Here is a 20,470-nt window from a genome sequence, read left to right as displayed (position 1 = left end):
CCGAACGCAGCCGCATTGCAATAACAGCACGCACGCGGGGCAAAAAGCGTAACCACAAAACAGATAACCCGGAATACAAAGGTTTTTGGTGAAGCTTTTTTCAAAAAGCTTCGAAAACTGCTGGGGCTGATTTAAAAGAGCCCTCTCAGATCAGCGCACCTTCCGCCGTCATCTGCTGCAGGTCGAGTTCATGTTCAAGCTGGTGCAGCACGGCGTCATGGATCTCGCCGCTACGGTGCAGGCGCAGCAATTCGGCGCGGCCTGCCTTTATGGTGGCCAGCAGGGCGCGGTAATGGGCATCCTGCCGCCCCTGCAGCGCCTCCTGCTCATGGCTGAAACGCTCGGCCAGCTCCGCGCGGTAGGCATATTGCTCAAGCAGGCGATCATGCACCAGCTGTCCATCCGCATCATAGGCCAGATGCTGCATGATGCGCTCCTGCACGCGGGCGATCTGGGCGCGCGCCTGCGATACCGAAAGGTAGTGCCGCTGCCCTGCCACCTGCCCGCGCGCGCCCTCCGTCATGCGGATCAGCCAGCCAATGGTTGTGCCCTGCCCCAGCACGGTGGCCAGAATGACCACGAAGGTCGCGATCTGCATGATGTCGCGCTCGGGCATGCCCTCGGGCAGCGCCAGCACGATGGCCAGGCTGACCACGCCACGCATGCCGCACCACCCCATGACCGCAACATAGGTCATGAACCCCCGCACGCCCGGCCGCCGTGATGGCGGCACGCAGGCGATGCGCAGCCCCTCGGTCAGGGCCATCCACACAAAGCGCGAGATCATGACCGCCAGCACAATGCCCATGACGGGAGCAAACACATCCTGCGCCACCCAGCCCGTGCCCCTGTGGCGCAGCACGATGGCGTGCAGCGCCATGCCGATCAGCACGAAAACGAGGGATTCGAGCAGGAACACCAGCACCTCCCACACCGCCGCCCAGCGCAGGCGTTCATCGGCACTGAACACGTCATGCTGCCGCCACCCCAGCACCAGCCCCGCCACGACCGTGGTAATGACCCCCGACGCTCCAAGCCACTCCCCGCCGATATAGGCCACCCAGGGCAGCAGCAGCGTCATGGTAATGCTCAGGATCCGGTCGCGCACCCGGCGCAGCAGCCTGATCCACAACCACCCCAGCCCGCCGCCCAGCACCAGGCCGCCCATGGCCAGCCACGCGAAGGTGACGGTGGCATGGACAAGGCTGAACGAGCCGGTCAGCACCGCAACGGTGGCAAAGCGGTAGATGACGAGGCTCGCCGCATCATCCAGCAGGCTTTCGCCTTCCAGCAGCGTGGTGATGCGCTCGGGCAGGACCACGTGCTTGAGCACGGCCTTGGCCGCCACCGCATCGGGGGGGGCGACAATGGCGCCCAGCACGAAACACCCCGCCCACGGCATGGAGGGAATAAGCCAGTGCGCGGCCAGCCCCACGGCAAACGTGGTGAACGCAACCCCGCCCACCGCAAGCTGCAGGATGCCAAACAGGTGCACGCGAAACGCATGCCAGACGGAAAAATACGCCCCCGCCAGCAAAAGCGGCGGCAGGAACACGATCAGCACGAGGTCAGGATCGATTTCAAGCACCGGCAGGCCGGGGGCGAGTGCTATGGCAATGCCGCCCAGCACAAGGGCCGCAGCCGGTGGCAGGCGCATCTTGCGCGCGGCAAGTTCCAGCCCGACGATGAGCACGATCAGCATGAGGATATACTCAAAGCGCGCTACATTGGACATGAACGTCATACCTGTCTCAGCCGGGCCTGTGCCTTTAACGCGCAAGCCATGCCATCGGTATCTGACAAAATATTCATGGCCATGAGTGGAAATAATTCATGTCTTTTTGGTGTCGCGCCATACCATCAGACCAATCATGGCCGCATGAATGAAATAAAATACCGACACTGCCATGAAACGGTGCCCCCTACCGCCCGTTCATGCCATGCAGGCCGCCCTTGCGCGCGGCACCCCTGCACCACCCTTTACATGTAGCCACCCGCTCCAGACAAAGGAGGACAGCCGATGGATGCATCCCGCACCCGCCCGGCACAAGGCCCGGACAAGCCCGTGGTCAAGCCCCCATCCCGTACACTGGCGCCCGCACGGCCCGATACACCACCGGCGCAGGCCCGGCCCTGCCTGTCGCACCGTCTCGCCACCCCGGCGCAACAGCCAAGGAAAAGCCTTTTCCGTAAATGAAATCACGCGAGCGCGTGGCGGTCCTGCGCCACGCGCTCCGGCTGGAGCATGACATGAACGCCACCACACGCCGCCCCTCTCGACCCGGTGGTGCGTCGCGCTCCTGGCTGGCGCGCCTGCCCCGATGGACCGCCCAGCCGGAATGGCAGGAGGATGCCGCACCGCTCAGAAGCGAGATTTTTGGCCCCGAACGGCTCGAAGCCCATGCCAGAAGCCTGGCCGCGGCCCAGACCATAACCTCTGGGCCGCGCGGATATGGCCAGCCCCTGTCACGCAGGCTGGCGCAGAACAGCGCCTTCCTGCGCGCGGCGGATGCCCGCATTGCCGAGGCCATTCAGGCCGGCCGGCAACTCACCCCCGCCGCCCAGTGGCTGGCCGATAACTATGCCCTGATCGACATGCAGATCCGCGAGACGGACCTTGACCTGCCGCCGGGCTACTACGCGCGCTTGCCCAAGCTGGCGGACGGCCCGTTTGCAGGCCTGCCACGGGTGTTTGGCGTGACATGGGCGCTCGTGGCGCACACCGACAGCAATATCCAACCCGCCATGCTCTACAGTTACCTGCTGGCCTACCAGAGTGTAACGCCGCTGAACATTGGCGAACTCTGGGCCGTATCCATCACGCTGCGCATCGTGCTGATCGAGAACCTGCGCCGGGTCACGGGCGCCATCATGGCCAACAATGCCAGCAGGCGCGAAGCCGACGCTCTGGCCGACCGGCTCGCCGCCTGCCGCAAGGATACGCCCGCCGCCCTGTCCGCCCTGCTCGCCTCGGTGGCGCCGCACATGCTCACCCATGCGTTTACCGCCCAGCTTGCCCACCGCTCGCGCGGGCTGGACCCGGAAAAAGACCCCGCCCTGATCTGGCTGGCGCAACGCCTGGCCGACCGGGGCACCACCATGGATGACGCGGTGCACGACGACCTGCTTGAACAGGGCGCGTTCAATGCCACCATCCGCAACATCATCACCAGCCTGCGCCTGATCGCGGGGTTTGACTGGACCGAGGCTTTCGAGCGGGTCTGCCTCGTCAACCGGGTGCTTGCAGCCTATGACAGCTTCACCCGGGCCGATTTTGCCAGCCGCGACCTGTACCGCAAGGCCATTGAGGAACTGGCCCGTGGCAGCGGGCTGAGCGAAATCGCCATAGCCGAACGCGCGGTGGCAATGGCCCGGCAGGCACAGGCCGCAACGCCTGATGACCCCCGCCGCGCCGATCCCGGCTATTACCTGCTCATGGCCGGACGGGCGCGGCTGGAAGAGGCCATCGGGTTCCGCCCCCCCGCAAAACTCACGCTGGTGCGGGCATTCTGCGCGCGCGGCATTATGGCCTACAGCGCTGTCGTCACTGCGCTGACGCTGCTGTTCCTCGCCCTGCCGCTGTGGCTGTGCAATGCCGCCATGGGGGGCGCTTCGTGGCTGCTGGCGGCCCTTGCCTTCGTGCCCGCATCAGAGGCGGCGGTGGCGTGCGTGAACCGCCTGGCGCTTGGGGTCATACAGGCCACCGCCCTGCCGGGGCTTGAGTTCAGGGAGGGGATACCGCCCACGCAACGCAGCATGGTGGTGGTGCCCGCCCTGCTCACCACGCCCGCTACCGTAGCCGCCCTGCTGGCCCGCATCGAGGTGCATTACCTTGCCACGCGTGATGACGAAATACACTTCGCCCTCCTGACCGACTGGCCCGACACCCCCAGCCCGGAGGCGCCCGATGACCAGCCCTTGCTGGCTGCCGTGCTGGCGGGGGTGGAAAAACTCAACCACAAATATGGCCCCGCCCGTGGTGGCACGCGCTTTTTCGTGCTGCACCGCAGGCGGGTGTGGGTGGAGAGCGAACAGGTCTGGATGGGCTGGGAGCGCAAGCGCGGCAAGCTGCATGAACTCAACCGCCTGCTGCGTGGCGCGACCGACACCACCTTCATGCCAGCGGCACACCCCCTGCCACAGGCCATAAAATACATCATCACGCTCGATGCCGACACGCGCCTGCCGCTTGAAACCGTGCGCCGCCTGATCGGCAAGATCGCGCACCCGCTCAATGCCCCGCGCTTCGACCCCGTATCGGGCCGGGTGCATGAAGGCTATGCCATCCTCCAGCCACGGCTCACGCCTGCCCTGCCAGTGGGCCACCACAGCACGCTGTTCCAGCGCATCTATGCCAGCGCCAGCGGCATAGACGCCTATTCCGCCGCCGTGTCCGACCTGTACCAGGACATGTTTGGCGAGGGGTCATACGCAGGCAAGGGCATCTACGACATCGATGCCTTCGAGGCGGCGCTTGAACGGCGCGTGCCGGACTCCACGATGCTCAGCCATGACCTGTTCGAGGGCATCTTCGCCCGCGCGGGGCTGGTGTCCGACATCGAGGTGGTGGAAGACTTTCCCACCGACTACCTTATCGCCGCCCAGCGCCTGCATCGCTGGACACGCGGTGACTGGCAGCTCCTGCCCTGGGTCCTGTCAGGCCCGGGCCGCACGCCACGCAGCCACGTTTCCAGCATTGCGCGGTGGAAGATGCTCGACAACCTGCGCCGCACGCTCAGCATGCCGCTCGCACTTGCGGCACTGGTAGGCGCGTGGTTCCTGCCCTTTCACGTGGCCCTTGCCTGGACCGCCTTCGTGCTGCTGGTCATTGCCCTGCCCGCCTTCCTGCCCGTGCTGGCCGATTTCGTGCCCCGACGGGAATGGATCACGCTGCGCAGCTATTTCAGCGTGCTCGCCGCCGCCAGCGCCGAGGCCGGGGTGATGACCTTCCTCAACATCACCTTCCTCGCCCATCAGGCCAGCCTCATGGCTGATGCGATCGGGCGCACGCTGGTGCGCGTGTTCATGACAGGGCGGCACATGCTGCAATGGGTGCCAGCCGACCAGCTGGGCGGGCGCATGCGCCCCGGCCTTGCGGGGTATTACGGGCATATGCTGTCCGGGCCGGTGCTCGCGGCCAGCATTACGTCAGGCATCAGCCTGTGGGCGCCATGGAGCCTGTTCCTGTGCGTGCCGGTGGCAGTCTTGTGGGGGCTTTCGCCCGCCATTGCCATGTGGGCCAGCCGCACGCCGGTCATCGCCGCGCGCTCGCGCCCCTCGCGCACCGATATCCGCGCCCTGCGCATGACCGCACGGCGCACATGGCGCTTTTTCGAGACCTATGTCACCCCGGCCGACAACATGCTGCCGCCGGACAATTTTCAGGAAGACCCGGTCCCGCTCCTGGCACGCCGCACCTCGCCCACCAATATCGGCCTCTACCTCCTGTGCACCATCAGCGCGCGTGATTTTGGCTGGACCGGGCTGGCCGATACCGTGGCCCGGCTGGAGGCAACCTTCGCCACCCTGGCGCGCATGCCGCGCTACCGGGGGCATTTTTACAACTGGTATGCAACCGATGACCTGCGTCCGCTCGAGCCTGCCTATGTCTCGAGCGTGGATAGCGGCAACATGGCCGGCCACCTCATTGCGCTGGCCAGCGCATGCCAGCGCTGGGTCGAACACGGGCCCGAAACCGACCCGTGGCGCGCGGGTCTGGCCGATGCGCTCAACATCGCCATGGCGGACCTCACCTTCAGCAATGGCGCGCGCCGTAATCATAGCGCCCCCGAGCGGCAGTTGCTGCGCCTGCTCACGGGGCTGAAAAACGCGGTCCTGTCCGACACCGCCGCCCGGTCGGCAGCCGAATTCGCCCGCCTGCGCCGCCAGGCGGCAGCGGCGGTCGATCATGCCGCCGTGCTGTACAGCAACCTGCCTGATACGGCACCTGACACCACAACGGACCTATTGTTCTGGATTGCGGCCCCCCTGCGCGCGCTGGAGAGCCACCAGCGCGACCTTGACACGGACCTCCACGCAACCCTTGCCCCCCGCCTTGCGGCCCTGGCGCAGGCGGCGCGGCGCATGGCGCAGGAAATGGATTTCAGATTCCTGTGCGACCCGACGCGCAAGCTGCTCTCGATCGGCTACCTCGTGGCGGAGGACACGCAGGACGGGAACTGCTATGACCTCCTGGCCTCGGAGGCGCGGCTGGCGGTGTTTTTCGCCATCGCCAAGGGCGACATGCCAGCCCAGGACTGGTTCCGCCTTGGCCGCCCCATCACCCCGGTGGGCAACGGGGCGGCGCTGGTGTCGTGGTCGGGGTCGATGTTTGAATATCTCATGCCCTCTCTGGTCATGCGCGCGCCCATGGGCAGCCTGCTCGAGCAGACCAATACGCTGATCGTGCAGCGCCAGATCGCCTACGGGCAGGCGCGCGGCCTGCCGTGGGGCATATCGGAATCCGCCTATAACGTGCGCGACCTGGAATATACCTACCAGTATTCCAACTTCGGCGTGCCGGGTCTGGGGCTCAAGCGCGGGCTGGGGCTGGACCGGGTCGTGGCCCCCTACGCCACGGCGCTCGCCGCCATGATCGACCCGCAAAAGGCGGTGGCCAATCTGTACGTGCTGGAAAAAACCGGCGCGCTGGGCCGGTACGGCTTTTATGAATCCCTCGACTACACGCCCGGCCGCGTGCCTGACCGCAGCCCTGTCGCGATCATACGGGCCTATATGGCGCACCATCAGGGCATGACGATCCTTGCGGTGGCCGATACGCTCATGGGGGGCATCATGCGCACGCGCTTTCATGATGATCCGCTCATGGCCTCGACCGAACTGCTGTTGCATGAACGCGCGCCGCGCAGGGGCGCCGTGGCCCGCTCCCTGCCGCTTGAAGATGACAGTCAGGCCCCCGCCCCACCCGTCACAACGCCAGCAGGCCGTTACCTTGACCGGGCCGACACGGTGCAGCCGGTCACGCACCTGCTTTCCAACGGGCGGTACACGGTCATGCTTACGGCGGCGGGGTCGGGCTACAGCCGCTGGCTGGGCCAGGCCATCACGCGCTGGCGCGAGGACATGACATGTGATGAATACGGCCAGTACATCTACCTGCGCGACCGGAACACGGGCCGGGTGTGGTCCGCCACCATGCAGCCCTGCGCCGCGCGGCCCGATGAATACGGCGTGGCCTTTCATGAAGACCGCGCCGAGTTCGCCCGCCGTGACGGCAACCTGACCACGACGCTGGAAATATTCGTCTCCGCCGAGGATGACGCCGAAGCCCGCCAGATTTCGCTCTACAACGCCGGCAGCGAGGCGATGGAAATCGAGGTCACCAGCTACAGCGAACTGGCCCTGCTGGGGCAGGACGCCGATCTGGCGCACCCGGCCTTCACCAAACTGTTCGTGCAGACCGAATACCTGCCCGAGGCCCGCGCGCTGCTCGCCACCCGCCGCAGGCGCGCGCCCGACGAGGCCGGGATATGGGTGGCGCAGATGGCGGTGTGTGACTACCCGATCGAGGTGGAAACTGACCGCGCCCGCTTTATCGGCCGCCGCCATGATGTGCATGACCCCGCGGCCCTGAACGCGCGCGCGCGCCTGTCGGGTGCTGTCGGCACGGTGCTGGACCCGGCCTTCGCCATCCGCGCCACGCTCTCCATCCGTCCAGGCGCCGTGGCGCGCCTCACGTTGTGGACCATGGCCGCCCCCACCCGCGCCGCCCTGCTGGACATGATCGACACCCACCAGGATGCAACCGCGTTCGAGCGCGTGCGCACCCTGGCCTGGACGCAGGCGCAGGTGCAGCTGCGCCATCTCGACATCAGCCCCGCCACGGCGGACCTGTTCCAGCGCCTTGCCGGCCACATCCTTTACGCAGGCCCGGCCCTGCGGGCCGACGCCACGAGCATTGCCCGGGGGGCCGGGCCGCAGCCGCTGCTCTGGGCACAGGGCATTTCAGGCGACCTACCGCTGCTCGTGCTGCGCATAAGGGCGGCGGATGACACGGCTGTGGTGCGCCTTGTGCTTGTGGCGCAGGAATATCTGCGCCTCAAACAGGTAGCGGTTGATCTTGTCATCCTCAACGAACATCCGTCCTCCTACATGCAGGACCTGCAGGTGGCGCTCGACCAGATGGTGCATGCCACGCCGCGCACGCCCAGCACGGCGGGTTCGGTGCGTGTGCTGCGCGCCGATCTCGTTACACCCGTGGTGCTGGACCTGATCGTGTCGATTGCGCGCGTGGTGCTGGTGGCAGGCCAGGGGCTGGCCGAACAGCTTGACCTGGCCGAAGGCCCGATGACACGCCTCCGCCCCCCGGTGCCCCCCGTGCCGCGCCACCCCGCCACGGCCTTTGCCGCGCCAGCGGTGCCCGAACTGGAATTCTTCAACGGGCATGGCGGATTTGCGCAGGACGGGCGCGAATACGTGATCGTGCTTGGCCCCGGCCAGAGCACGCCCGCGCCATGGGTCAACATCATCACCAACGAGACATTCGGCTTTCAGGTCACGGGGGAAGGCAGCGGCCATACCTGGTCGGGCAACAGCCGCGAGCACCAGCTTACCCCGTGGTCGAACGACCCGGTCAGCGACCACGCCGGCGAGATCATCTACCTGCGCGACGAGAACAGCGGCACGCTGTGGTGCCCGAGTGCCGCGACACGGCGCGACGCGGCGGCAACCTACGTTACCCGCCACGGGCACGGCTATACACGGCAGGACCGCGTGGCCCACGGCATTGCCAGCACGCTCTTGCAGTACGTGCCGCCTACTGACGCGGTCAAGATCACGCGCATACAGCTGCGCAACCTCTCCGCCCAGCCGCGCACCCTGTCGGTCACGGCCTATGTGGAATGGGTGCTTGGCCCCGCGCGCAGCAGGGCAGCCCCTTTCATCCTGACCGAACGCGACGGCGAGACGGGCGCGCTGTTCGCGCGCAACCGCTGGCAGGCGGAGTATGCAGGCCGGGTCGCGTTTGCCGATATGGGCGGCTACCTCAGTGCAAGTTCCGGGGATCGCACCGCCTTTCTCGGGCGCAATGGCAGCGTGGAAAACCCTGCCGCCTTCACCCGCCCCAACGGCGTGCAGGGCCGCACCGGCGCGGGGCTGGACCCGTGTGGCGTGGTCCAGACCATGGCCACCGTGCCGCCGGGCGGCCGTGTCGAGATCGTCTTTTTGCTCGGCGAAGGCGAAAACGAGGCCGATGCCCGCCGCCTCATCACCCACTACCGCTCGGCCAACCTTGACCGCGTGCTTGAAGCCGCAACCAGCCAGTGGGAGCAGGTAACGGGTTCCGTGCAGGTCAGTACGCCCGACCGCGCGCTCGACATCATGCTCAATGGCTGGCTGCTGTACCAGACCCTGGCCAGCCGGGTCTGGGCGCGGGCGGGCTTCTACCAGGCCAGCGGGGCCTATGGCTTTCGCGACCAGTTGCAAGATGGCATGGCGCTGGCGCTGTGCCGCCCTGCAGCCGTGCGCGCCCACCTGCTGCGCGCGGCCAGCCGCCAGTTTGTGGAGGGCGACGTGCAGCACTGGTGGCTGCCGCTGACCGGCGCGGGCGTGCGCACCCATATCTCCGATGACCGGGCATGGCTGGCCTATACGGTGGCGCATTATGTCAGCACAACGGGCGATAGCGGCGTGCTTGACGAAGTCGTCCCCTTCCTCGAAGCGCCACCCCTGCCGCTGGAGGAACATGACCGCTTCATGATCCCGGAAGTCTCGCCACAGGCAGGCACGCTGTTCGAGCACTGCGCCCGCGCGCTCGATCAGGCGCTGGCCACGGGCGCGCACGGCCTGCCGCTGATGGGCACGGGCGACTGGAACGACGGCATGAACCGCGTGGGCGAGCATGGCCGGGGCGAGAGCGTGTGGCTGGGGTGGTTCCTGCACGTGGCCCTGGGCACCTTCATTCCGCTTGCGCGCAGCCGGGGCGAGGATGCCCGCGCCCAGGCGTGGGAAGCTCACAGGCAGGCCCTCGCCACCGCACTCGAGGCCACATGGGATGGCGACTGGTACCTGCGCGCCTATTTTGATGACGGCACGCCACTGGGCTCGCACACCAGCGTGGAATGCCAGATCGATGCCATATCCCAGTCATGGTCGGTGCTGTCCGGCGTGGGTGCGCCTGATCGGGTGGCCCATGCCATGCGCTCGGTGCGCAAGCTGCTGGTGCGCGCCGATGAAGGGCTGGTGCTGGTGCTCGCCCCGCCCTTTGACACCATCGGCCCCGATCCGGGCTACATTCGCGGCTACCCGCCCGGCATACGTGAAAATGGCGGCCAGTACACCCATGCCGCGCTGTGGACCGTCATGGCCTTCGCAGCCCAGGGCGATGGGGCGCAGGCGCAGGCCCTGCTGCACATGATCAATCCCATCAACCACAGCCGGACCGCCGAGGCCGCCGGGCGTTACCGGCTTGAGCCCTATGTTGTCGCAGCCGACATCTACTCACGCCCGCCGCATGTGGGGCGTGGTGGCTGGTCGTGGTACACCGGCTCGGCCGGATGGATGCAGCGCGTGAGCGTGGAAACCCTGCTTGGCCTGCGCGTGCTGGGCACGACGCTGGTGGTTGAGCCGTGCATTCCGCCCGGCTGGCCCGGATTCACGGCGCGGCTGCGCTGGCGCACCGCCACCTACGCCATAACGGTCAGCAACCCCGGGCATGTCAGCACGGGCGTGCGCCAGGTCGTGCTCGATGGCGTGGCCCTGGCCGCCACCGACCCGATTACGATGGTCGATGATGGCGCAACCCATGTCGTGGCCGTGACACTCGGCCCCCCGCCACAGGCAGCGACGTGACGAAGGGCGCCGGTTTCAGGCGCAGCGGCATCACTTATTAATTTACCAATACCCGTGCAAAAGGCCCGAACCATCCCGCGCGTGTGCCGTTGACTGACTGACAGCAGGACAGAACACGTTTTTTACTGCTGCCTTTCCATAAAGGACAGGGATCATGTCTTACCTTACGCACCAGCGCGCGCGCGGCGGCGATGCCCCTTCAGCCCCCGTGGATGAAGGCCACGCCGCCCCGAAGGCTGAAGGACACGGCAAGCCCCGCAAGGGCGAGGACGAGCCTGAATCCAGCCTCGACAATGACGAACGGGTCGAGGCCACCAGCCACAAGGGCCAGCAGCGCTGCGCCGAAGGCTGCGACGAACACGCCCGCCCCGAAGGCCAGAACGGCACGACACCCGCCCGGAAGCCCTGACGGCGCGACGGGCCATCCGTTCAGTATTCATGCCCGTATACAGACCATGCAGAAGTATTCACTCGACAGGCAGATGCATGATGCAACTCCTGCCGGGCATGATGGCTTCAATGCGTGGCGCATTCCCAAAATGAAAGAAGACACAACCATGAAAAAGATCCTGCATTCCACCCTGCTTGCAGCTGTCGTGGCAAGTGTACCCGCCCTCGCCATGGCCCAGTCATCGGCCATGCCCAACGAGCAGCCGGCGCCCACGGCCGATTCAGCGGCCTCGCAGGTGGGGCGCAACCCGCCTTCGGCCACCTCCACGAACGGCCAGCGCGTCGAACCGTCGGACAAGTTGTGGAACAACCCGCGCACCGTGGGCGAACAGCCCGGCACGCAGCCGCCGAACAATAATGATGCCTCCGGCAGCGCCACCCCGCATGGCCACAGCCATACCCACCCTGGGTCGGAGGGGCGCAGCAGCCGTGGCGGGAACAAGACTCCCTCCCCCGCCGATAGCAGCGAACAGTAAGCCACGCAGCCGCACGGAGCCCGCGCCCCTATTACGCAGCTCCGTGCCTTATGTGAGAACAGGCATGTACATTCCCTGTGGCCAGCCTCCCATGCCCCCGCCGGGTCCACCTCCGCCACTGCGTGACCCACCGCCGGCAGGACCAGGCGGCCCCGACCCGTTTGATGATCCGCCACCTTCACCCCCGCCACTGCAGAACAAGGACGCATGATCATGAACAGCAGTCCCGACCCCAAGGAAGAAAAGCCGCCCACCCCCGCCGAGGAACATGAAGACGAGGGCCGCGACGAAGCGCTTGACGAGAGCTTTCCGGCCAGTGACCCACCCTCGCAGGGGCGCACCACCGGCCCGCGCTCACAGCCGCACAATACGAAGTGAGCCGTCATCCTCATTCAAGATGAGGATAGCCGTTAAAAGGGCGCCGCCTTTTTTCGAAGCTTTTTGAAAAAAGCTTCAGCAAAAACTTTTTAGCGGCAGGCAGGCCCTCTGCCTGCCAGACCCTTTCGGGGCGGGAACGCGAGCATCCCGCCCTTTTGCGGGCGCGGTTCATGCCTGTGCAGGCACCAGCCCACAGCAACATTCTATTTTACAGCACACGGAGAACAGCCATGGCCATCCATGCATCCGGCGCGATGTCAGCCTCATCCACACACAATTCCAGCCCGCAGGCTCCCACGGCCCACGGCACGCTGGCCGGCCGCACCATTGCCTTCCTGGCCACCAATGGCGTGGAGGATGTGGAACTGAGCGAACCGGCGGCGGCCCTGCGCGCGGCGGGCGCCCATACGGTGCTTGTCGCGCCCGAAGCGGGTGAAATCCAGGCCATGAAGGCCGATGTAAACCCCACCCGGCGGCTGCATGTGGACATGCCGGTCAATGAGGCCAGAGCCGATGATTTTGACGGTCTTGTCCTGCCCGGCGGCACGACCAGCCCTGATCACCTGCGCATGGACGAGCAGGCCGTAGGCTTCGTGCGGGCGTTCGTGCAGGCTGGCAAGCCCATTGCCGCCATCTGCCACGGCGCATGGACGCTGATCAACGCCGGGGGCGTGCGCGGGCACACGCTCACCTCATGGCCCTCGCTGCGCATGGACCTGACCAACGCAGGCGCGCACTGGGTGGACCGCGAGGTGGTAAGCGATGGCACGCTGGTCACGTCGCGCAACCCGCATGACCTCAAGGCGTTCTGCCCGGCCATCATCACCCTGTTTGCCCAGGCTCCCCACCGCGCAGCACATTAAACGGAGGGCAGCGAGATGATGAAGAACCCGACTTTCCTGCGTTATTATGCCTCCACCATGCTGTGCGCGGGTGCTGCCACGCTGGGGGCCGGTTTCGTGGCCTGGTGGCGCGGGCGCAAGGTTGCAGCCGATGCCCCCGTGGCCACGGCGCATGCCGCCCCACCCGCAGCCCACCCCGAACCCCATGAGCGCGAACCCGCCGAGACCGACACGACACGGCAGGTCGCGCGCAAGATGATACAGTATTTTGTCATTCCGCTGTGGCTGACAGCGGGCCTGACCGACTGGTGGTGCCACCGCCGCACGGATATCGAGCACACGACCGGGCTGAAGGAAACCGGCATCCATCTGCTCATGCTCGGCGAGGCCGCCTTCCCCGTGCTGGCGGGCCTGTTCCTGGAAATCGACGCCCCGGTGCTGTCACTGATGATCGCCTCGTTTTTCGTGCATGAAGCCACGGCAATGTGGGATGTAAGCTATGCCGTAACACGGCGCGAGGTGCAGCCCGTCGAGCAGCATGTGCACAGCTTCCTCGAAATGGTGCCGCTGCTGGCCGTGGCGCTGGTGGCCGTGCTGCACTGGCCGCAGCTTCAGGCGCTGCTGGGGCGCAAGGTGATCCGCTCCCACCCCATCCGCCTCAAGCGCGTGCCGCTGGGCCTGCGCTATGCCCTAGGCGCGCTCGGGGCCATGGCCGTGTTCGAGGTGCTGCCCTATTGCGAGGAAGCCCTGCGCGACTGGAAAGCCAATCCCGGCCGCCTCACGCCCCCTGCGGCGCAGCCGGTATAAAATATTTTCAATATCATTTATTGTTCAGACGATATAGTTGGATAATCATTGATTATCCAACTATATTTTTATCTACTGTTTATAAAATTCAATAAAAATGTAATTTGCCGTATTTATTATTTACCTATCAGAAAATTCAAAATACTTAAAGAATTATTATATTTAAAAACTGAATATCTGTAATTTCCTGAAAAGATTTCCATAAAAACGCCTTAATTCGTAACTTTTGAAAAATTTCCAGGCGAGACAGATATGTCAGACGATTTTCGGCAAAAATTTAAAGTATTTTCAGAACGTATGGTTGGTCTCGCACCACGTTGCAGCAATGAAGAAGCCACTAAAATGTTTCTTGTGCTGCCATTTTTGCAATTCCTGGGTTATGATATCATGAACCCGGATGAAGTCTGCCCGGAGCATCATGCAGACTTTTCAGAAAAATATAAAAACAGAGTTGATTATGCGGTTCTCCGTGAAGGTCATCCCGTCATTGCTATCGAATGCAAGGCGCTTGGCGCGCCGCTCAAAGATGACAGAGGCCAACTGAAATCATATTTCAATGCAGCCCACACTGTAAAAATGGGTGTCATTACCGATGGTCTGGTTTATGAGTTCTATGCGGACTCTGACGAGCCTAACATGATGGATCCAAATGCTTTCCTTTCATTTGATCTACGCGAAATTGCCAAAGGCAAAATTGAAGATTCGGTTGTTGATGGGCTGAAAAGCCTACAGAAATCCAACTTTGACCCAGAAAATATTGGCGCTGAAGCCAAGCGCAAACTTGTTTTCCAAAATCTGGTTCAACAGATTGAAGAACTGGCTGTTACCCCCAGTGAGGCTTTCGTCCGCCTTCTTTTGCAAAATATTGGACTTAAACATGTCCGGGCCAAGGCGGTTGTCGAATATACGGAATTAACCAAGAACGCATTTGCTGAATTTGTAAATTTACGCATCCTTCAGCGATTGGACCTGCCGGTAAAAGATAAAGAAACGGACAAGCCTGTTCTCGTTCCAGATACATCAAAAAGCGATGCGGATACAAAACCGGGCGATGGGCCGGTTATTACCGATACAGAATTGCAGGTATATGAGTATGCCAAGAGGCGTTTGGCATTTTTATCCGATAATGATGATCTTTTTGATGCAATTCCAGGAGTGGAATACAAAAATTACAAAGGGAAATTTGTTGTTTTTTATCGAAAAGAACGTGCTGGTCGTCTTTTCGATTTTTACGAAAACAAAGGCACGAAATATACATTTGATTTTGGTGAAGAATTCGGTGGTGAGTTTGGTTCTGATGAACTAGGGCCTGTTAGGCCTTGATATATTCTGCTGTAGCCGCGATGAGGATGACGGAGAGGAAGGATGCCGCGGTTTTCTCATATCGGGTCGCGACAGCCCGCCATTCCTTGAGCCTTGCCCACAGATTTTCGACCAGATGCCGGTGTCTGTAAGCCCATCTGGGACAGGCGACTTCTGGATCATTCTTCCTTGGCGGAATGACAGGACGAGATCCCCGGTCCCAGAGATATTCACGGAATTTATGCGAAGCATATCCGCGATCACAAACAACATAGGTCGGTGGGTGTGGCAGGTCGTCGAGCAGGGCATAAGCGGATGGCAGTTCATGTGCCTGTCCGGGCGACAGTGTGAAGGACAATGCTTTGCCATGTCCATCTGCCGCTACGCAGACCTTGGTGCCAAAGCCTCCACGTGAGCGGCCAAGCGCCTCACGATCTCTGCGGCGTTCACCGTATCCCCTTTTTTGGCGGCCCCGGCCGCCTTGTGATGAGCACGGATCGTCGTGCCATCGAGAAAGACCATGCCCAATTCCGGGTCAGTGCCTCTTACCTTTTCAAAGAGACGCTGCCACACCCCAAGCTTCGACCAGCGAATGAACAACTGTGCGGCAATCCACCAGGGACCAAACTCAGATGGCAGGGCGCGCCACTTCGCGCCGTTCTGATGGCGCCAGAAAATCGCGGAGATCGTCCGTCGAAGGTTTTTCGGTGGGGTCTTCCCCTTCGGACGGACTTCTTCGATCAACGGCTCCCAGACAGACCAGGCGGCATCAGAAAAGACAGACTGCATCATGCTCATCATAAACAGCTATGCAATCCGTTCTGTCATTCAAGGCCTAACAGGCCCTAGGCGGCCTGGACGAACAACTTCTTAAGGTTTTTAAAACGCGCTTCGAAGCCATGGGTATTAAAGGAAAGCGCATAAAAGGAGAGAACTGACAAAAGGAATGGTTCTTTCCTAACCTTGCAGAACAGCAAGCATGGCGGAGGCATTCTGAATCGGCACAAGCAGGATTGTGATCGTGACTGAGTGTCTGACCGAAAATGAGTTGAGTGATTTCAGCGGGTTATGATTCATGGGTTTGCGATAACCTGATGAGATCAAGATGGCCTGGACTGAAATCACCCGAGCGCAGTATCAAAGGGACGACCTGGAGTATGCAAGCGACCTTCGCGATGCGGAGTGGGCGCTGATTGCGCCTTTGATGCCCGAGAGGAAACGACTGGGGAGACCACGACGTACGGATTTGCGCCGGGTCATGGAGGCGATCCTCTATATCGTCACTACGGGTTGCCAGTGGCGACAATTGCCTCGTAACTTTCCCGCTTTCACGACCGTGCAGGGCTATTTCTACCGTTGGATCCGCGAGGGACGATGGGAAGCCATGAACCATATTCTCGTGATCCTGTCGCGTGAGCAGGACGGGCGAGACGCCACGCCTTCAGTGGGCATTATCGACAGCCAGTCGGTTAAAACCGCTGAAAATGGCGGCCCACGCGGTTATGACGCGGGCAAGAAGATCAAGGGACGCAAGCGACATATCGCGACCGACACGCTGGGTCATGTCGTGGCGGCTGTTGTACATCCCGCCGACATTCAGGATCGTGATGGTGCGCCGCTGGTAGCGGTCAGGATACGCTCATTGTTTCCCTGGCTTCGCCATCTGATCGGTGACGGGGGATATGCTGGCGAGAAGTTGCGTGGTGCGCTGGCTGAACTCGGCCGATGGACGATCGAGATCGTCAAACGTAGCGATCGGGCCGAAGGCTTCGTCGTCCTGCCCAAACGCTGGATCGTGGAGCGTAGCTTTGCATGGCTCGGACGTTGCCGTCGCCTCACGAAGGATGTCGAGGCAACAATCTCGTCATCCCACGCGTGGTTGATGATTGCCCATATCCGCAGAGTTCTGCGAAAAATCAATCAAACCGCTTTCTGATTCAGGCTCTGAGAGAATGCCTTCCGACACCAAATAGCAGGCCCCTGACCGACCTTCATATAGAAGGGTATCGTAATGGTCGCTGCCGTCATGTTCATACTGCTACACTGAGTGCCGGATCAGATATACTGCCCCTCTCAAAACACATATAGAAAACTCCAAGCCACGCATGGAAACATGACGTGGCGTCATGTTAAGCGCCCCGCCCCTGTGGCATGGAATAATATCGTTCTGGGGTTCGCAGTGCAGGCATTATGTGGCATAGGCACATAATGCAAATGCGTCGCATTCATGAGCCTGCCTCTCACCCGCGCTCCACCATGGCCCCTGACCGGCGCGCGCGCGCCGCACGCCTTGAGCGCAACAGGGTGGCCTGCGCCGTGGTGGCCTGCCTGCTGGCCTATGGGGTCGTCCGCCTACTGGTGGCAGGCATTGCCGCAGATGGCGGGACCGACCGCGTCCATCTGGGCCAGATGATTGCGCTTTTGGGCCTGCCGGTCATGGTGGTGGTGGGCTTTGGCGCATGGAAACGGCATGCAGGGCTGCTGATGGTAGGGGCCTGTGGCTGCCTTGCCGCAGGCCTGGGGCTGTTTGCAACCTGATGCGCGAAACCCTGCGTACCCGCCTTGGCTGGCTGCATGGCTGGCTTGGCTATGGAGCCGGGCTGGTGCTGACCTGCATCTTCGCCACCGGCAGCGTGGCGGTGTTCAATATGGAAATCACGCGCTGGATGCAGCCGGAAGTGCAGCTGGCGGCCCCTGCGCCACCCAGCCCCCCCGCGCTCGATGCGGCGGCGCGCCTCGTCGCGGCCGGGCAGGCCCGTGGCGTATCGGCCTTTATCGCCCTGCCCTCGGCCCGCTCGCCCACGCTGGACGTGCTGCATTACAACGGCCATGAATTTGTTGGCGCGCGGCTCGACCCGGCCACGGGCGCGGTCATACCGGCGCGGATTACGGCGGGGGGCGGGCTGTTCTACAATTTTCACCACACCCTGTTCCTTGGCCCACAGATGGGCACCATTATTGTCAATATTGCCGGAATGGCCCTTCTGGTGGCCGTTGTGTCCGGCGTGGTCATTCATATCCACGCGCTGGTGCCCGATATCATCATGCTGCGCCTGTCTGCGGCCCGGCTGCGGGCCTGGCTTGATGCGCATCTGCTGGCGGGCGTGCTGTTCCTGCCCTTCATCGTCATGATGGCCTATACGGGCGTACTGGTTAAGGCGGACATGATCGTGCCCGCGCCCGCGCGGCCCATGCAGGCGAATGCCCCCGCCCCCGCGCCGATGCCGGACATGACGCAACTGCCACTTGCCCCCCTGCTGGCCCAGGCGCGCGCCAGCCTGCCGGGACAGGCGCCGGGTTTCATCCTTTTTGCGCCGCAGCGCGTGTCCATCTCCGCAAGCGATGCCAGCAGCGCGTTCCTGACCCGTGACCATGCCGATTTCAGCCTGCCCGGGGGCCGCCCCCTCCCGGTTGATACAACCGCCACACCCATCGCCCGCACCATGCAGTTCATGCACGGGTTGCATTATGCCCGTTTTGCCCCGCCGGGCTTGCGGTGGCTGTATTTCCTGTCCGGGCTGTGCGGCACCGCCGTCATGGCCAGCGGGCTGGTCCTGTTCGTGATGAAGCGCCGCCGCCATGCGGGCCACAGATGGGCCCACCGGCTGGCCGATGGGCTGAACGTGGCCGTCATTGCAGGGCTACCCGCCGCCATGCTGGCGTTTCTAGAGGGCAATCGGCTTGTACCCGCCAGCCTGCCCGGGCGTGAGGACTGGGAAACCAGGATTTTCTTTAGCGTATGGGCGCTGTGCGCGCTGCATGCGCTGTTTCAGGCCCTGCGGGGGCAGGCACGCCTGGCATGGCGGGCGCAGCTTGGCCTTGTCGGGCTGCTGGGCGCCGCCCTGCCGGTGCTGGACGTGCTGGGCTGCCCCGCCGCATTCCGTGCGCTGCCGATGCTGCATATGGCGGTGGATGGCATGGGGTCAGGGGCCGCGATCATGGCACTTTACGCCCGCCACAGGCTGGGGTGGCGGGGAGCATGACCTTCGTGCTTCTTCTCGCGCTGTGGTTGGCAGCCTTCATGTGCCATGCCGTCCTGTGGTCCGCACGCTACAAGCTGCCCGCTCCCGGCCCTGGCGGCCAGCGCCTCGCCCGCATGATGCGGTCCGGGCTGCCACTTGTGGCCCTTGGGCTGGCCGTGGGCATACAGGGGCCGGTTACGGGGCTGCTCTCATGGTTTGCCGCCCTGTCGCTTGGCGGCCTGCTGGCGGCCAGCCTCCTTGCCATGAGAGACAGGCTGACCGACCGCCCGTAAGGAATATCTTCGGCGAGGCTGCCTTCAGGCCGCTTCAGCCGGATTTACCACCCGCCCCAACCCCATCCCCCGACATAACCGCCATAGGGGTAGTAATAGCCGGGATAACCATATCCATACCCATATCCCTCATATGGATAGGGCGGCGGTCCGTACCAGCCGGGGCCACGATCCCAGCCGCCACCCCAGCCACCGCGATCCCAGCCGCCACGATCCCAGCCACCACCGCGTGGGCCACCACCCGGACCGCCATGCGGCCCACCCCGGAAACCACCCCCACCGGGGCCGCCAAAACCGGGGCCACCACCGTGGCCACCCGGGCCGCCGCCAAATCCGCCGCCATGGCCTCCACCGCCGGGGCCACCGCCACCGGGGCCGTGCTGGGCATGCGCAATGGAGGGGCCTGCCACGGGCGCAAGTGCCAGCGCCATCGCAACAAAGGCCACGGTCCATGATTTTGTACGAGTCATCATCCTTACTCCTTATGTTGCCATCGTGCTGGCCCGGCACGACAAAACAATGGCGGATTGTCACAGTCCTGTATCATTCCCCCGCCAGAGGGCGGGTGCAGGCATGCCGCCGCCGCATGACCCGGCCCGCCGTATCCTGCCACGCTTACCCTCGCATACTCCCCCCTGAACACAAAGGCGGGCCAGAGGCCGAACTTTTCCAGTTACTTGGTCCGGCGGGTGCGCACACGGCTCCCGGGCGTGTGACATAATTAACGATTCCAATAGTAAAATTGTTCCACCTGCTTATTCATGCTGGTGGCATGCATGAAAAACATGTTTCAAAAACAAAACAAGCAAACGCAATGACCACTTGTTCGTTGATCACGATACAGGTTAAAACCGTCAGGATGGCGATCATGGCCATACCACCATCATGCAGTTTTACAATAACCTTTGCGGCTTATGATGATCTGGGCCTTCAGGTTACCTGTTCCCGTTTTCTGGCTGCCGGTCTTTTCTATATAGACAGAATGGCACGGGCGCAGGGTGACATGGTTGCGGGGGCAAGTGTGGCTATTATGCACATGGGGCATCATAAATAACGTAATTACACGGTAAAACCATATTCACCCGTTGACCGGGTTATTTTTGGCGAATTATACACACATCTATGTTGTGGAATTAATATAGCACGACACA

Annotated in this window: 16 protein-coding genes; 13 read left to right on the top strand and 3 right to left on the bottom strand. The window is 63.1% G+C overall.

Annotated features, from left to right (window positions below):
• Positions 1-145: 145 nt before the first annotated feature.
• Positions 146-1,735 (bottom strand): cation:proton antiporter, encoded by a 1,590-nt coding sequence (locus tag OQZ28_RS05120; RefSeq protein WP_130731779.1) that lies wholly within the window; start codon positions 1,733-1,735, stop codon positions 146-148.
• A gap of 285 nt (positions 1,736-2,020) precedes the next feature.
• Between OQZ28_RS05120 and OQZ28_RS05115 the strand changes: the two genes are divergently transcribed.
• From OQZ28_RS05115 to OQZ28_RS05080, 8 genes are all read left to right on the top strand, one after another.
• A complete protein-coding gene (locus tag OQZ28_RS05115; RefSeq protein ID WP_458135367.1) occupies positions 2,021-2,197 on the top strand; it encodes a hypothetical protein in 177 nt (58 codons plus the stop codon).
• 53 nt (positions 2,198-2,250) lie between these two features.
• Positions 2,251-10,809: a GH36-type glycosyl hydrolase domain-containing protein gene (locus tag OQZ28_RS05110; protein WP_458135430.1), complete on the top strand. Its 8,559-nt coding sequence runs from the start codon at positions 2,251-2,253 to the stop codon at positions 10,807-10,809.
• A gap of 154 nt (positions 10,810-10,963) precedes the next feature.
• Entirely contained in the window at positions 10,964-11,218 is a 255-nt protein-coding gene (locus OQZ28_RS05105) for a hypothetical protein (RefSeq protein WP_458135366.1), read from the top strand.
• A gap of 148 nt (positions 11,219-11,366) precedes the next feature.
• Entirely contained in the window at positions 11,367-11,735 is a 369-nt protein-coding gene (locus tag OQZ28_RS05100) for a hypothetical protein (protein WP_458135365.1), read from the top strand.
• 213 nt (positions 11,736-11,948) lie between these two features.
• Entirely contained in the window at positions 11,949-12,113 is a 165-nt protein-coding gene (locus OQZ28_RS05095) for a hypothetical protein (protein ID WP_165399200.1), read from the top strand.
• A 230-nt stretch (positions 12,114-12,343) separates the two neighbouring features.
• A complete protein-coding gene (locus tag OQZ28_RS05090; protein WP_458135364.1) occupies positions 12,344-12,976 on the top strand; it encodes a type 1 glutamine amidotransferase domain-containing protein in 633 nt (210 codons plus the stop codon).
• Positions 12,977-12,991: 15 nt separating this feature from the next.
• Complete coding sequence (locus OQZ28_RS05085; protein ID WP_458135363.1) at positions 12,992-13,762, top strand: hypothetical protein; 771 nt, start codon at positions 12,992-12,994, stop codon at positions 13,760-13,762.
• Positions 13,763-14,014: 252 nt separating this feature from the next.
• Entirely contained in the window at positions 14,015-15,085 is a 1,071-nt protein-coding gene (locus OQZ28_RS05080) for a type I restriction endonuclease (RefSeq protein WP_458135362.1), read from the top strand.
• On the opposite strand, the gene OQZ28_RS05075 is transcribed toward OQZ28_RS05080, so the two are convergent.
• Positions 15,075-15,853, bottom strand: a protein-coding gene (locus OQZ28_RS05075; protein WP_458135429.1) for an IS5 family transposase whose coding sequence is annotated in 2 segments (ribosomal slippage) — positions 15,075-15,511 and positions 15,511-15,853 — 780 coding nt in all. Because the reading frame shifts where the segments join, the coding sequence is not laid out codon by codon here. The two genes, OQZ28_RS05080 and OQZ28_RS05075, sit on opposite strands and share 11 nt — an antisense overlap.
• 316 nt (positions 15,854-16,169) lie before the next feature.
• On the opposite strand from OQZ28_RS05075, the gene OQZ28_RS05070 reads away from it, so the two are divergent.
• From OQZ28_RS05070 to OQZ28_RS05055, 4 genes are all read left to right on the top strand, one after another.
• The gene (locus tag OQZ28_RS05070) at positions 16,170-17,000 is read left to right on the top strand and encodes an IS5 family transposase (protein WP_034927665.1); all 831 of its coding nucleotides are present in this window, start codon (positions 16,170-16,172) and stop codon (positions 16,998-17,000) included.
• Positions 17,001-17,278: 278 nt separating this feature from the next.
• The gene (locus OQZ28_RS05065) at positions 17,279-17,602 is read left to right on the top strand and encodes a hypothetical protein (RefSeq protein ID WP_458135361.1); all 324 of its coding nucleotides are present in this window, start codon (positions 17,279-17,281) and stop codon (positions 17,600-17,602) included.
• The gene (locus tag OQZ28_RS05060) at positions 17,602-19,047 is read left to right on the top strand and encodes a PepSY-associated TM helix domain-containing protein (RefSeq protein ID WP_458135360.1); all 1,446 of its coding nucleotides are present in this window, start codon (positions 17,602-17,604) and stop codon (positions 19,045-19,047) included. The genes OQZ28_RS05065 and OQZ28_RS05060 overlap by 1 nt, the downstream gene beginning before the upstream one ends.
• Complete coding sequence (locus OQZ28_RS05055) at positions 19,044-19,319, top strand: hypothetical protein (protein ID WP_458135359.1); 276 nt, start codon at positions 19,044-19,046, stop codon at positions 19,317-19,319. Before OQZ28_RS05060 ends, OQZ28_RS05055 begins: the two co-directional genes overlap by 4 nt.
• A gap of 44 nt (positions 19,320-19,363) precedes the next feature.
• Here OQZ28_RS05055 and OQZ28_RS05050 read toward each other — a convergent pair whose 3' ends face one another.
• Positions 19,364-19,792 carry a hypothetical protein gene (locus tag OQZ28_RS05050; RefSeq protein WP_458135358.1) on the bottom strand — a complete coding sequence of 143 codons (429 nt, stop codon included), beginning with the start codon at positions 19,790-19,792 and terminating at the stop codon, positions 19,364-19,366.
• A 299-nt stretch (positions 19,793-20,091) separates the two neighbouring features.
• Here OQZ28_RS05050 and OQZ28_RS05045 point away from each other — a divergent pair, with 299 nt between their 5' ends.
• A complete protein-coding gene (locus tag OQZ28_RS05045) occupies positions 20,092-20,373 on the top strand; it encodes a hypothetical protein (RefSeq protein WP_458135357.1) in 282 nt (93 codons plus the stop codon).
• The last annotated feature ends 97 nt before the right edge of the window (positions 20,374-20,470 follow it).

Source organism: Komagataeibacter sp. NFXK3, from assembly GCF_054182245.1.
The sequence above is the reverse complement of the archived record's forward strand: the minus strand, read 5'-3'. Positions and strand labels throughout refer to the sequence as shown.

Excerpts from the sequence above, each read along its gene's own strand:
- OQZ28_RS05120 (WP_130731779.1), bottom strand. The coding sequence starts at position 1,735 with ATGTCCAATGTAGCGCGCTTTGAGTATATCCTCATGCTGATCGTGCTC.
- OQZ28_RS05115 (WP_458135367.1), top strand. The coding sequence starts at position 2,021 with ATGGATGCATCCCGCACCCGCCCGGCACAAGGCCCGGACAAGCCCGTG.
- OQZ28_RS05110 (WP_458135430.1), top strand. The coding sequence starts at position 2,251 with ATGAACGCCACCACACGCCGCCCCTCTCGACCCGGTGGTGCGTCGCGC.
- OQZ28_RS05105 (WP_458135366.1), top strand. The coding sequence starts at position 10,964 with ATGTCTTACCTTACGCACCAGCGCGCGCGCGGCGGCGATGCCCCTTCA.
- OQZ28_RS05100 (WP_458135365.1), top strand. The coding sequence starts at position 11,367 with ATGAAAAAGATCCTGCATTCCACCCTGCTTGCAGCTGTCGTGGCAAGT.
- OQZ28_RS05095 (WP_165399200.1), top strand. The coding sequence starts at position 11,949 with ATGAACAGCAGTCCCGACCCCAAGGAAGAAAAGCCGCCCACCCCCGCC.
- OQZ28_RS05090 (WP_458135364.1), top strand. The coding sequence starts at position 12,344 with ATGGCCATCCATGCATCCGGCGCGATGTCAGCCTCATCCACACACAAT.
- OQZ28_RS05085 (WP_458135363.1), top strand. The coding sequence starts at position 12,992 with ATGATGAAGAACCCGACTTTCCTGCGTTATTATGCCTCCACCATGCTG.
- OQZ28_RS05080 (WP_458135362.1), top strand. The coding sequence starts at position 14,015 with ATGTCAGACGATTTTCGGCAAAAATTTAAAGTATTTTCAGAACGTATG.
- OQZ28_RS05070 (WP_034927665.1), top strand. The coding sequence starts at position 16,170 with ATGGCCTGGACTGAAATCACCCGAGCGCAGTATCAAAGGGACGACCTG.
- OQZ28_RS05065 (WP_458135361.1), top strand. The coding sequence starts at position 17,279 with ATGCGTCGCATTCATGAGCCTGCCTCTCACCCGCGCTCCACCATGGCC.
- OQZ28_RS05060 (WP_458135360.1), top strand. The coding sequence starts at position 17,602 with ATGCGCGAAACCCTGCGTACCCGCCTTGGCTGGCTGCATGGCTGGCTT.
- OQZ28_RS05055 (WP_458135359.1), top strand. The coding sequence starts at position 19,044 with ATGACCTTCGTGCTTCTTCTCGCGCTGTGGTTGGCAGCCTTCATGTGC.
- OQZ28_RS05050 (WP_458135358.1), bottom strand. The coding sequence starts at position 19,792 with ATGATGACTCGTACAAAATCATGGACCGTGGCCTTTGTTGCGATGGCG.
- OQZ28_RS05045 (WP_458135357.1), top strand. The coding sequence starts at position 20,092 with ATGCATGAAAAACATGTTTCAAAAACAAAACAAGCAAACGCAATGACC.